At 75.2% G+C, this 11,965-nt stretch carries 10 protein-coding genes, 2 pseudogenes and 1 riboswitch; of the genes and pseudogenes, 4 read left to right on the forward strand and 8 right to left on the reverse strand.

Annotated features, from left to right (window positions below; all coding sequences use genetic code 11):
* A pseudogene (locus ABZ885_RS26835) lies at positions 1-645 on the reverse strand (hypothetical protein); the annotation flags it as partial.
* A gap of 335 nt (positions 646-980) precedes the next feature.
* On the opposite strand from ABZ885_RS26835, the gene ABZ885_RS26840 reads away from it, so the two are divergent.
* Complete coding sequence (locus ABZ885_RS26840) at positions 981-3,053, forward strand: MDR family MFS transporter (RefSeq protein WP_360193657.1); 2,073 nt, start codon at positions 981-983, stop codon at positions 3,051-3,053.
* A 122-nt stretch (positions 3,054-3,175) separates the two neighbouring features.
* Here ABZ885_RS26840 and ABZ885_RS26845 read toward each other — a convergent pair whose 3' ends face one another.
* Both ABZ885_RS26845 and ABZ885_RS26850 read right to left on the reverse strand, forming a co-directional pair.
* Positions 3,176-3,487, reverse strand: coding sequence for a hypothetical protein (locus ABZ885_RS26845; protein ID WP_360193659.1), 312 nt, complete (start codon positions 3,485-3,487; stop codon positions 3,176-3,178).
* A 302-nt stretch (positions 3,488-3,789) separates the two neighbouring features.
* Positions 3,790-4,275: a MarR family winged helix-turn-helix transcriptional regulator gene (locus ABZ885_RS26850; protein WP_360193662.1), complete on the reverse strand. Its 486-nt coding sequence runs from the start codon at positions 4,273-4,275 to the stop codon at positions 3,790-3,792.
* A 59-nt stretch (positions 4,276-4,334) separates the two neighbouring features.
* Between ABZ885_RS26850 and ABZ885_RS26855 the strand changes: the two genes are divergently transcribed.
* From ABZ885_RS26855 to ABZ885_RS26865, 3 genes and pseudogenes are all read left to right on the forward strand, one after another.
* On the forward strand, positions 4,335-4,712 hold the full coding sequence (locus ABZ885_RS26855; RefSeq protein ID WP_360193665.1) for a cupin domain-containing protein: 378 nt from the start codon (positions 4,335-4,337) through the stop codon (positions 4,710-4,712).
* A 97-nt stretch (positions 4,713-4,809) separates the two neighbouring features.
* On the forward strand, positions 4,810-5,142 hold the full coding sequence (locus ABZ885_RS26860; RefSeq protein WP_360193668.1) for an antibiotic biosynthesis monooxygenase: 333 nt from the start codon (positions 4,810-4,812) through the stop codon (positions 5,140-5,142).
* A gap of 140 nt (positions 5,143-5,282) precedes the next feature.
* Positions 5,283-5,411, forward strand: a pseudogene (locus tag ABZ885_RS26865) (transcriptional regulator); the annotation flags it as partial.
* A gap of 23 nt (positions 5,412-5,434) precedes the next feature.
* On the opposite strand, the gene ABZ885_RS26870 reads toward ABZ885_RS26865, so the two are convergent.
* The 5 genes from ABZ885_RS26870 to ABZ885_RS26890 form a co-directional block, all read right to left on the reverse strand.
* Complete coding sequence (locus ABZ885_RS26870; RefSeq protein ID WP_360193671.1) at positions 5,435-6,355, reverse strand: ECF transporter S component; 921 nt, start codon at positions 6,353-6,355, stop codon at positions 5,435-5,437.
* Positions 6,352-8,028, reverse strand: a complete 1,677-nt coding sequence (locus ABZ885_RS26875; protein ID WP_360193674.1) for an ATP-binding cassette domain-containing protein — start codon at positions 8,026-8,028, stop codon at positions 6,352-6,354. Before ABZ885_RS26875 ends, ABZ885_RS26870 begins: the two co-directional genes overlap by 4 nt.
* Positions 8,025-9,083 carry a CbiQ family ECF transporter T component gene (locus ABZ885_RS26880; RefSeq protein WP_360193682.1) on the reverse strand — a complete coding sequence of 353 codons (1,059 nt, stop codon included), beginning with the start codon at positions 9,081-9,083 and terminating at the stop codon, positions 8,025-8,027. Before ABZ885_RS26880 ends, ABZ885_RS26875 begins: the two co-directional genes overlap by 4 nt.
* Before the next feature lie 321 nt (positions 9,084-9,404).
* Entirely contained in the window at positions 9,405-10,148 is a 744-nt protein-coding gene (locus ABZ885_RS26885) for an SCO2322 family protein (protein ID WP_360193676.1), read from the reverse strand.
* Between the two features lie 143 nt (positions 10,149-10,291).
* Positions 10,292-11,572 carry a prenyltransferase/squalene oxidase repeat-containing protein gene (locus ABZ885_RS26890; protein ID WP_360193679.1) on the reverse strand — a complete coding sequence of 427 codons (1,281 nt, stop codon included), beginning with the start codon at positions 11,570-11,572 and terminating at the stop codon, positions 10,292-10,294.
* 113 nt (positions 11,573-11,685) lie between these two features.
* A riboswitch (cobalamin riboswitch) is annotated at positions 11,686-11,751 on the reverse strand.
* Between the last annotated feature and the right edge of the window lie 214 nt (positions 11,752-11,965).

Consider the following 11,965-nt stretch of genomic DNA (forward strand, 5'->3'; position numbering starts at 1 on the left):
GCCCCTCTCCCTTCGGCCCGCGCGCCGGGCGGCCCGGCCGCCCGGCGCGGGCTCCGGGGCGTCGGCGGGGGCCGGGTGGAACGGGAAGAAGCCCAGCTCGTCGCCGCCGTCCGGGTGGCCGTCGGGCCCGGGGCCTTCCTGGTGCGGAGTCACCCCCGGGCCCTGCGGGGGCAGGGGCAGCACGGGGGGCAGCACGGTGGTCGCGTGGGCGTCCGCGTAGGCGTCCGCGTAGGCATCCGGGTGGGGGACCGCGTAGGGGGCCGCGTCCGGGCCGACCGGGGGTGCGGCGGGCATCGGCGCACCGGGCATCGGTCCGCCGGGCATCTGGATGCCGGGCATCGGGGCGGTGGCCGCCGGCTGCTGAACGGGTGGCAGCACGGAGGTGGCGAACGGGTCCGGCGGCAGGACGGTGGTGCCGAACGGGTCCCCCGCGGCTCCGCTCACGACGCCGCCCACGACACCGTTCACGACGCCGCCCGCCGGGGCGTCCGCGACCTGGCCGACGGCCTGCGGCACGTACGGCCGCACCAGCGGCGGGCCTTCGAGGTGCGGCAGGACGGCGGTCTCCGTCAGGCTCGGATCCGGGAGGCACCGGCACCCGGCGGAGCGTGCGGTGCCGCACGTCGGGCAGTGCTGGTCCGGCATCGGCCGGCCCTCCTCGGTCTCGGATCGGTTCCCGCGTGCTCTCGGACGCGTGTTCTCGGGGGCGAACGCGCCTGATTATGCAGGACGTCCTCAAGGCGGGACAGGGGCGTCGGGCCCGCTCCGGTGGTGTTGTGCCGGTTGGTGGTGGTTGCGACTTGTTGAACGGTCAGTGGGCCCGGTCCGTCCCCCGGATGGCCCACGTTCTTACGTTCGGCTCAACTGGACGGCGCAAACCAGGGCAATTCTGACAGCATGGTGAGCAGGGAGTGATCGTCCGCGCGGACCCCGGCCGACCGGGATCCGCGGCCCACGGCCCGCGACCCCACGGAGACCCCATGACGGATCCGATCGCCGCGTCAGACCGGAGCCCGCTGAGCGAGCCGGGCCCGCCGGAGGTCGCCGTTCCCAACCTCTGGGTGCCGATCGGCGCCCTGCTGCTGGCGATGCTGCTCGCCGCGCTCGACCAGACCATCGTCTCCACCGCGCTGCCCACCATCGTCAGCGACCTCGGCGGCCTGGAGCACCTCTCCTGGGTGGTCACCGCGTACCTGCTGGCCTCCACGGCGGCCACCCCGCTCTGGGGCAAGCTCGGCGACATGTACGGCCGGAAGCGCTTCTTCCAGGCCTCGATCGTGATCTTCCTGCTGGGCTCGGTGCTCTGCGGCGTCGCGCAGAACATGGGCGAGCTGATCGCCTTCCGTGCGCTCCAGGGCCTGGGCGGCGGCGGGCTGATGGTGCTTTCGCAGGCCATCGTCGGCGACCTGGTCCCACCCCGGGACCGCGGCAAGTACCAGGGCGTCTTCGGTGCCGTCTTCGGCGTCACCAGCGTGCTCGGCCCGCTGCTCGGCGGTCTCTTCGTGGACAACCTCAGCTGGCGCTGGGTCTTCTACGTCAACCTGCCGATCGGCGTGCTCGCCCTGGTGGTCATCGCCGCCGTGCTGCACGGGGCGGAGGGGAAGCGGCGGCACCGGATCGACTACCCGGGCACCGTCCTGATCGCCGCGGTGGCGACGTGCCTGGTGCTGATGACCTCGCTCGGCGGCACGACCTGGGCGTGGAACTCCTGGCAGATCGTCGGCCTCGGCGTCCTGGGCGTCGTCCTGCTGCTCGCCTTCGTCCTGGTCGAACGAGCCGCCGCCGAACCGGTGCTGCCGCTGGGGCTGTTCCGCTCGCAGACGTTCAGCCTGGTCGCCGTCATCTCCTTCGTGGTCGGCTTCGCGATGTTCGGTGCGCTCACCTACCTGCCGACCTTCCTCCAGGTGGTCATGCAGGTCTCGCCGACCCTGTCCGGCATCCACATGCTGCCGATGGTGCTCGGCATGCTGCTCACCTCGATCGGCTCCGGCCAGATCGTCGCCCGCACCGGCCACTACCGGGTCTTCCCGATCGCCGGAACGGCCGTCACCACGGTCGGCCTGGTGCTGCTCTCCCTGCTGGACGAGAACAGCAGCACCTTCGAGACGAGCTGCTACTTCCTGGTCTTCGGCCTCGGCCTGGGCCTGGTGATGCAGGTGCTGGTGCTGATCGTGCAGAACTCCGTCGGCTACCAGGACCTGGGCGTGGCCACCGCCGGCGTCACTTTCTTCCGCTCCATCGGCGCGGCCTTCGGCGTCTCCATCTTCGGCAGCATCTTCGCGTCGGGGCTGCAGGACCGGTTGCGGACCGCCCTGGCGGGAGTCCCGCTGCCGCCCGGGTTCGGCCCCGGGGCGATCGGCTCCGACCCGCACGTGATCACCCGGCTGCCGGCCGACGTGCAGGCCGGCGTCTACCACGCGTACGCCGAGTCGATCACCCGGGTCTTCCTGTACGCGGTCCCGGTCGCCCTGGTCGCCTTCGTGCTCTCGCTCTTCCTGCGCGAACAGCCGCTCAGGTCGACGGTGACCGCGCCCGACCTCAGCGAGTCGATCGGCCTCAACCCGGTCGAGCGCTCCTCGCTGGACGAGATCGCCCGCGCCCTCTCGGTGCTGAGCACCCGGGACGCCCGGCGCGACCTGTTCCGGCGGATCACGGCCACCGCCGGGCTCGACCTCAAACCCGCCTCCAGCTGGCTGCTGCTGCAGATGTACCACCAGGGCTCGGTGGAGCCCGCCGAACTGGCCGAGCGCCGGGTCGTCCCGATCGCGGTGGTCGAGGAGGCCGTCCGGGAGGTGGAGGGCCGCGGGCTCGCGCTGCGGACGGGCGGGCTGCCGATGCGGCTCACCGAACCGGGCGAGGCGGCGGCGGTCCGGCTGGTGGCGGCGCGGCGCGAGCAGCTCTCCGAACTCCTCGGGGACTGGGACGAGAAGCAGTTCGCGGACCTGGCCGGCCTGCTCACCCGCCTCTCCTCCACGCTCTGCGCCGACCAGCGGGACAAGCCCGACCGGGTCGACCACGAGCCCCCGTACCGGGGGGAGGGGCGCTCGTTCTGACGGGCCCTCCTGTGGGCCGGGGCTTGTGGGTGCGCTGGCGGCGGGTCCGCTGCCGGTGGGGCGGCAGCGGGCCCGGGGCCTCACGGCGGCAGGGGGGGTGACCGGGGGGTCGGCGGCGGGGCTCAGCAGCGGGTCAGGCCGGTGAAGCGGGTCAGGTCCATCGCGGATGCGGTCTTCACCTCGCCGGGGGCCAGGACTCCGAGGCACTGTCCGTAGGAGCTGCCGAAGGCGGAGAAGTTGACCTGCACGCGCTGCTCGGTGCCGCAGCCGTTGGTGACCCGGACGGTGGTGCCCAGGACGCTGCTGACCCCGGCCGTCACGCAGCCGGGTACCGGCTCGGCCGGGGCGGGGGCGGCGTCCGCCATTCCCTGGCCCGATACGGCGAGTGCGATTCCGCTCAGGACGACGGCAGTGGCCTTGGTCAGGGTGCGCATTTCCGGTGTGCTCCTCGCAGGACGGGCCGGCGGCCCGGTCGGCCGTCGGATTCCCTCCATTACGCAGCGCCGTCCGTCGGAATGGCAGAGGGGGCGCCCATCTTGGCACCTTCCTGCGGAGACCCTTGCGCCAAAGCCGGGCCACGCTCCGATTTCCGGGGAATTCCCGGACCGGTGCGGGTGCGATCTGGGTGTGATGTGTGGGAGCAGTGTGCGGGTCCGGCGGGAAAGAGAGGGCGCAGTGCCGGATTCGCCCTGCCGGTGAATTCGCGACGAGGCGCCCGCCGATTCCCGTCGCGGTCTCAGGGGGCGCCGAACCAGCGCGGGGTGTCGAGCTGGTACGGGTTGCCGGGGGCGAGCGTGCGCAGGTCCGTCTCCAGGGCGCGCAGCCGCTCCTCGCCCAGCGTGCCGGACCACTGGGCGCGCAGCTCGTCGAAGATCCGGGCGGACCGGGCGAGGACGTCCACCCCGCGTGCGGTCAGCCGGACCACCTTGCGGCGTGCGTCGGCCGGGTCGCTGCCGCGTTCGACGTAGCCGAGCCGTTCGAGCTGTTCGACGGTCTTGCCGGCGGCCTGCTTGGAGACCCCGAGGCTGCGGCCGAGCTCGACGGCGGTGGTGCCGTACGGGCCGATCGCCTGGAACGCGAAGCCGTGCATCGGCCGGAGGTCGGGGTGGCCCTCGCGGGCGATCCGCTCGTGCAGCTCGTCGATGATCGTCCGGAAGGCGAGCAGGAGGCGCAGTGGCAGCTCGTAGCCGGGGGGCGTGGGCTCGATCGGTCCGCTTGACATGATGGACAACCTCATTGACTATATAGACAACTTGATTGTCCATTGTAGGGGGTTCGCGCATGACCGTCATCCGTAGCACCGACGCCCGTCGCACCGAGACGCCCAACGCGGTGATGACCACCCTCGCCTCGCCCACCCAGGGCGGCACGGCCAACTCCCTGTGGCGGGTCGCGATGAAGGAGGGCGGCCAGGGTCCGCTGCACGTGTTCGACGTCGAGCAGATCTGGGCGGTCCTGTCGGGCCGCGCCACCATCGAGCTGGGCGACGAGACCTTCGCCGTGGCGGACGGTGACACCGTCGTCCTGCCGGCCGGCATGGCGCGCCGGATCACCGCCGAGGGTGCCTTCGAAGCCGTCGTCACCGCCCCGGGCGGCGCCCGGGTCTTCAAGGTGGGCGACCCGGAGGAGGCGCGCTTCACTCCCGGGTGGATCGCCTGACCTTCGTCCCGCCGCAGGTGTGTGGTGTAGCAGACTGCTGCTGACACACACCAGGGCCGGGGCCCGCGCGGGGCCCCGGCGGACGAGGAGGTGCGGCGTGTCCGTCGTGAAGATCAACGTGCTGACCGTTCCGGCCGAGCAGCGGGCGGAGCTGGAGAAGCGGTTCGCCTCGCGGGCCGGGGCCGTGGAGAACTCGGACGGCTTCGAGTGGTTCGAGCTGCTCCGCCCGGTCGAGGGGACCGACCAGTACCTCGTCTACACCCGCTGGCGCAGCGAGGACGACTTCAAGGCCTGGATGGAGGGCCCGATGCAGGCCGCCCACCGTCAGGGCCCGCCGGCCGGCGAGGGCGAGGCACCGAAGCGCCCGGCGGCGACCGGCTCCACCCTGTGGTCCTTCGAGGTCGTCCAGTCGGCCGGCCCGAAGGCCTGAGGCCTTTTCGCTCAATGCGTGCGGCGCCGCCCCGGAGGATTTCCGGGGCGGCGCCGGTGTCATGTGCGGCGGTTTTCGCGGATGTGGCTGTCCGTGGAGTGCCGCGGCCCGGGCATGGGCCGGAGTGCGCAATGTCGGGCTACGAGACGCTCGAACTGGCCGCCGACGACGACCAGCGGCTGTTCGTCCACCTGCCCGCGGACGAGGCGGCCGCCGCCGCGCTCGGCCGGCTCACCGGGCGCCGCCCGGGGGCGCTGCGGGCGGTGTGAGTCCGGCCGGCCCCGGGCGGGTCCTACGGCTGCTTCGTCGGTTTCGCGGGCTCGGCCGGCCCCGCAGACGTCACTCGTTCCGCTGGTTCTGTTGCTTCCGCGGGTTCGGCCGGCGCCTTCGGCGGCTCGAAGCCGACCGGCGCGGCGAAGGCGGCGCGGCGGGTGGCCCGGCGGAGGGCGCGCAGGACCGGGGTGCCGAGGGTGAGGCAGAGGGTGACGGTGAGGGCGGCGCGGGGGAGGTCCCAGCCGAGCGACGTGGTGAGGCAATAGGCGGCGAACCGGACCAGGTTGGCGGAGACCGGGTCGCCGGGGACGAAGGAGATCGAGCTGGTGAGGCCGGCGATGTAGGGCCAGCCCTGGAGGTTCATGATCGTGCCGTAGAGGACGGACGCCAGCGCCCCGTACCCGGCCAGCAGGACGAGTTCGCGGCGGCCGCGCAGGCCGGCGGCACCCGGGAGCAGGCCCGCACCGAGGCACACCCAGCCCATCGCGAGCATCTGGAACGGCAGCCAGGGGCCCACCCCGCCCGTCAGCAGGGCGGAGGCGAACATCGACAGCGAACCGAGCACGAAGCCGAACCCCGGGCCGAGCACCCGTCCGGCCAGCACCATCAGGAAGAACATCGGCTCCAGCCCGGCCGTCCCCGCCCCGAGCGGCCGCAGCGCGGCACCTGCGGCGGCCAGCACGCCGAGCAGAGCGACCGACTTGGCGTCCAGTCCGGGCGCGCCGCCGCCCGCCCGGCGGCCCTCGGAGATCTGGGCGATCACGACGGCCAGCATCAGCGGCAGGAGCAGCGCGAACAGCCAGGGGGCGTCGGTGGAGTGGCCGACCAGGGCGGAGTCGGTGGCGGCGAGCAGCGGCCAGCCGAAGGCCGCGACGCCGACCAGGGAGGTGAGCAGCAGCGTCGCGACCGAGCGCCGGCCGAGCGGGACGGGGCGGGTCATCCGGCGCTCCCGTCGAGGGCGCGCTCGACCTGGTGGACGGTGAGCCAGGGGGAGGGCGCCAGGATCTTGGCGACCTGCGGGGCGAAGGCGGGCGAGGAGACCACCACCTCGGGTGTCGGGCCGTCCGCGACGATCTCGCCCTCGGCCAGGATCACCGTGCGGTGGGCGAGTTCGGCGGCCAGCTCGACGTCGTGGGTGGCGAGCAGGACGGCATGGCCCTCGGCGGCGAGCGTGCGCAGGATCTCCACCAGGCGGGCCTTGGCGGCGTAGTCGAGGCCGCGGGTCGGCTCGTCGAGCAGCAGCAGCGGGGGCCGGGCGGCGAGGACGACGGCCAGGGCCAGGGTGAGCCGCTGGCCCTCGGAGAGGTCGCGCGGGTGGGCGGAGTCCGCGATGCCGGGCAGCAGCCGTTCGACCAGGGCGCGGCAGGTGCCGGGGGCGGTGCCCGCGTCGCCGTCGGCGGCGGCGCACTCGGCGTCGACGCTCTCGCCGTAAAGCAGGTCGCGCGGGTCCTGCGGGACGAGGCCGACCCGGCGGATCAGCTCGGCGGGCCGGGTGCGGTGCGGGGTGAGCCCGCCGACCCGGACGCTGCCGGCTGCGGGCGCGTGCAGGCCGACCAGGGTGCCGAGCAGGGTGGACTTGCCGGCGCCGTTGCGGCCCATGAGGGCGGTGATCTCGCCGGGGTGGAGGGTGAGGTCGAGGCCGCGCAGGGCGGGGACGGGCCCGCGCCGGACGGCGAGGCGCTCGGCCGTGGCGATGAGGGCGGCGGCGCTGTCCGCAGCCGTGGTGGTGCTTCCGGCCGGGGCGGTGGTGCTTCCGGCCGGCGCGGTGGGTGTGGTCAGGGCGGGTCCGGAGGGGTGCAGGCCGTCCAGCCGGGTCCGCAGGCCGGCGGCCTTGCGGCGGGCGTCGCGGACCGAGAGCGGCAGCGGGTGCCAGCCGGCGAGCCGGCCGAGGCCGACGACCGGCGGGTGGACGGGGGAGTGCGCCATCACCTCGGCGGGCTCGCCGAGGACGGGCGGCGCGCCGGGGGTGAGCAGCAGGACCTGGTCGGCGTACTGCACGACGCGTTCCAGCCGGTGTTCGGCCATGAGCACGGTGGTGCCGAGGTCGTGCACCAGCCGCTGCAGCACGGCCAGCACCTCCTCGGCGGCGCCGGGGTCGAGGGCGGAGGTGGGCTCGTCCAGGACCAGGACGCGCGGGTGGACGGTCAGCACCGAGCCGATCGCGACGCGCTGCTGCTGGCCGCCGGAGAGGGAGTTGAGGGCGCGGTCGCGCAGGTCGGCGAGGCCCAGCAGGTCGAGCGTCTCCTCGACCCGGCGCCGCATCACGTCCGACGGCAGGCCCAACGACTCCATGCCGTAGGCGAGTTCGTCCTCGACCGTGTCGGTGACGAAGTGCGCCAGCGGATCCTGGCCCACCGTGCCGACGAGGTCGGCGAGTTCGCGCGGCCGGTGCTCGCGGGTGTCGCGCCCGCCGACGGTGACCCGGCCGTGCAGCACGCCGCCGGTGAAGTGCGGGACGAGGCCGCTGACCGTGCCGAGCAGGGTGGACTTGCCGGAGCCCGACGGGCCCACCAGCAGGCAGAGTTCGCCCTCCGGAACGGTCAGGTCGACGCCGCTGAGAGCAGGGGCGGCGGCGTCGGCGTACTGGACGGAGACCTGCTCGAAGCTGATCACGAGGCCCTCCGGGGCGGGTGCGGGGCGGCGAACGCCGGGACCAGGCCGAGGAGAACGGCGAGGACGGCGGCCAACGGCAGGGTGGGCGCGGTCGGCGGGACGACGATGGGGGCGAAGGCGGCCGGGTCGTGGGCGGCGAGCCAGCCGGTCAGCCCGGCCACGGCGGCGCCCGATCCGGCGGTCAGCCACTCCGGCAGCGCCCACGGGTCGGGCCGGTAGCGCGTCCGTACGGAGCGCCGGCTGCCGAGCAGGAGGCCGGCGACGGCGGCGGCCAGCCCGAGCAGCAGGACGGGCAGCGCCCAGCCGGCGGCGCCGGCGGTCAGCAGCCCGTACGCGGCGAGGCAGATGCCGAGCAGGCCGGCCAGGGTGAGCACGGCCGTGGTGCGGGCCAGCCGCGGCGGTACGTCGGCGGTGCGGCCGAAGCCGCGGGTGTCCATGGCGGCGGCCAGCGCCACCGAACGCTCCAACGCGCCCTCCAGGACGGGGAGTCCGACGCTCAGCACGGCGGCGATGCCGCGGTCGGACCGCCCGCGCAGCCGGCGGGCGGCGCGCAGCCGCTGGACGTCGGCGACCAGGTTGGGCGCGAAGGTCATCGCCACCACGACGGCCACGCCCGCCTCGTAGAGCGCACCGGGCAGGCTGCGCAGCAGCCGGGCCGGGCTGGCCAGGGCGTTCGCGGCGCCGACGCAGACCAGCAGGGTGGCCAGCCGCAGCCCGTCGTAGAGCGCGGCGAGCAGGCCCTCCAGGGTGACCGGGCCGCCGATCCGCACGCCCTGCGCCCAGGCGGGGAGCGGCACTTCGGGGAGGGTGAAGAGCACGTGCGTGCCGGGGACCGGCGACCCGAGCAGCACCGCGAAGACCAGCCGGATGCCGAGCACCAGCAGCCCGAGCCGCAGGAACGCGCCGTACGAACGGGCCCACGGCGCATCCCCGCGCCGGGTGGCGACCACGTAGCCGGCCACGGCGGCGAGCAGGAGCAGGACCAGCGGGTTGGTGGTGCGGGTGGCTGCCGCGCCCAGGCCGAGCGCCCACAGCCACCAGGCCCCGGGGTGCAGTCGGCGGGGGCCGGTGGGCGGGCGGCGGGTGCGGGCGGTGCGGGGCGGGCCGGCGGCGCGGGGTGTGGTCACGGCGGTGGGGTCCAGATCGGTGGCGGGGGCCGGAGCAGGAAGTCGGACCGGCCGACTTCCTGCTCCGGGCTCGTTCGGGCGGGGGCGACTATGGAGACCGGACCACCGGGCGACTATGTAGACCGGTCGTCATAGGGCTCGGTCGCAGCCACAGGTGTCGGGCGTCCTATGTAGACCGATCGGTATATGTAGACCGGTCGGTATAAGTGGACCGGTCTGCATATTCGGTCGCGGCTCGGCGGGAACGGCTCAGCGGCGACGGCGCGCTTGCCAGACGGCGCCCGCGGCCAGAGCGGCGACGAGAACGGCACCGCCGATCACGCCGAGGTCAGGGCCGCCGGCGCTGGACGAGGAGTCGCTGCGGGACGCGACCGAGCCGGCCGGGGGAGTGGCCCCGGGGCCACTGCCCGAGCCGCTGCCCGAGCCGGTGCCGGACCCCGAGTCGGAGCCGGATCCCGAGCCCGGGCCGGCGCCCGCCCCGGGCTGGTCCGCGGCGCCGAGCTGCTCCCCGCACCCCGACCGCGGGTAGCCGGCGATGGCGCAGAGCAGCCCGTTGGTGTCGTACCGCAGCGGCGGGGCGATGGTGGCCAGCACCTCGGCCGAGCTGGCCTTGGCGGGGACGACCGCGCAGGCGCTGCGCTGCCCGGGCGGGTTCTCGCCGGCCGCGTCGGCCGCGGTGCCGAAGTCCAGGACGACGGCCACGCGCTTGCGCCCCTGCTGCCCGGGCGTTCCGCCGCAGACCGACGCGAAGTCCCCGGCCGTGCCGGGCCGCGCGGCGTCCCGGCCGCCGTCCGGGCTGACGGCGAACCGCCACCCGTCCACGGTCCCGTCCGGCGGCACGTACAGGGCGGGCCCCTGCTGCTGGTAGGCCCAGGCGCCGTCGGACCACTTCCAGAACGACCAGTACCGGTACCCGGCGGCCTCCGCGGGGGCCGCCCCCAGCATCAGCAGGATCAGCACCCCCGCGACCACCCCGGCGGCGAACCGGAGCACCGCGGGAGCGACCCGTCGGCACCGCCGGCCGGCGGCGTCCGCGACCGGGACGCCCGCCACCGGGCCTGCCTCAGAAGCGCCGCCCGCCGCCGGGGTGCCGGCCGCCGGTGGCTCGGCGGCCGGCCCGTCCGTGGCAGGGGCGGTCACAGCCGGGCGCCGCGCTTGCGCTGGAGGCTCAGGACCAGGCCGCCGCCGATGCCGATCAGCAGGCCGACGCCGATCAGCCACCACTGGCCGATCCCGCCGTCCTTCTTCTCGTCCTTCGCCGGAGCGGAGGCCGAGGTGGCGGAGGGGGTGGCGGCCGTCGCCTTCGGCGCCGGGCCGAGGGCGGTCAGCTGCGCGGTCAGGTCGCCGCCGAAGGAGGCCGGGTCACGCTGGGCGGCCTGGGCGACGAGGAGCAGGGTGGCGGTGGCCGAGGCGTCGGTGCCGCCCTTGGTCCAGGCGGAGCCCTCCTTGGCCAGCCAGTCCACCGCGCCGGCCGCCTGCTGGGGGTGGCCGCCCTGGATCAGGCCGAGCGCGGCCCAGGCGGTGGCGGTGTAGTCGGGGGTGGGGGCGGCACCGGGGGTGGTGAGGGTGAGGTGCTGGCCGCCCGCGGCGAGCTGGGCGGCGAGGTAGGCGCCCACGGCCTCGCCGGAGTCGGTGCGGGCGACGGTCTTCGCGGCGGCGTCGGAGCCACCGGCGCAGGCGAGCGCCTTGGGCGCGGCGTCCGTCCGGTTGGTGTTGGCGACCGGCAGCTTGCCGCCGACGGCGGCGAGCGCGGCCTGCCCGGTGGCGAGCCCGTTCGCCTCGAGCGCACCGTCCGACTTGGGCTGGTAGAAGAAGGCGCCCTGCTGGTCGGTGGGGGCGGCGCAGCCGAGCTGGAAGAACGCCAGCCCGTCGAAGGCGTTCTTGCCCGCCTTGGCGACGCCGGCCGGGTCGGTCTTGGCGGCGAACAGGGCGTTCACGGCCAGGCCGGTGGAGTTGGCGTCGCCGGGGCTGCCGGGGTTGAAGGCCCAGCTGCCGTCCGCGTTCTGGTTGGCCTTGAGCCACTGGACGCCCTTGTCGACGGCGTCCTGGTGCCCGCCGAGCGCGACCAGGGCCTGGATCGCGACGGCGGTCGCGTTGCTGTCCTCCAGGGTGGCGTCGCACGCGGCGGCGGTGTCGGCGCGGAACGACGGCCACCCGCCGTCCGCGCACTGCTGGCCGGTGAGCCAGGAGACGGCGGAGTCGGCCGGCGTCACCTTGGCGCCCGCGAGCGCGGTGAGCGCGAGCGACTGGCGCCACACGCCGTCGTACTTCGGGTCGCCCTTGCCGTACAGGCCGTCGGGGACGGGGGCGGCGGCGCTGGGCGAGGGGGGGCTGTCGGCGAGGGCCGGCCCGGCGGCCGCGCCGGCGAGCAGGGTGGCGGACAGGGCGACGGCGCCCAGGCGGGCGGCGGTGAGCATGGTGGAGATGAGCCTTTCGGTGAGCGGTGGTGACCCGGGTGGGCCGCTCCGTAGTCCTCGACGGTGCCGGGCGCGGGTGCTTCCGGGCCGGCCGCTCGCCCCTCCCCGGGCACTCCGACTCGCCCGGCCGGTGCGTGCCGGGCTCACGGTTGCGGGGTCAGTGCCGGATTCGCACCGGCTTTCCCCGGAGGAGAGGCGGGATGGAGTTGTCCTGCGCGTGGTGCTGCCCACCGACTCTAGCCGCCGTTCCGGGGACCGCCGGACCGCCCTGGCGAGAACACGTTCCACCCGGGGAGGAGCAGCCCGTACCACCGCGCCCGGGCCGCCGCACCGGGCCGGGGCGGACACCGCGCCGGGACGGCCCGGACACCGCGTCGGCCCGGGGCGGGCGCC

The sequence above is a fragment of the Kitasatospora sp. NPDC047058 genome (assembly GCF_040643935.1).
Classification (GTDB): domain Bacteria; phylum Actinomycetota; class Actinomycetes; order Streptomycetales; family Streptomycetaceae; genus Kitasatospora.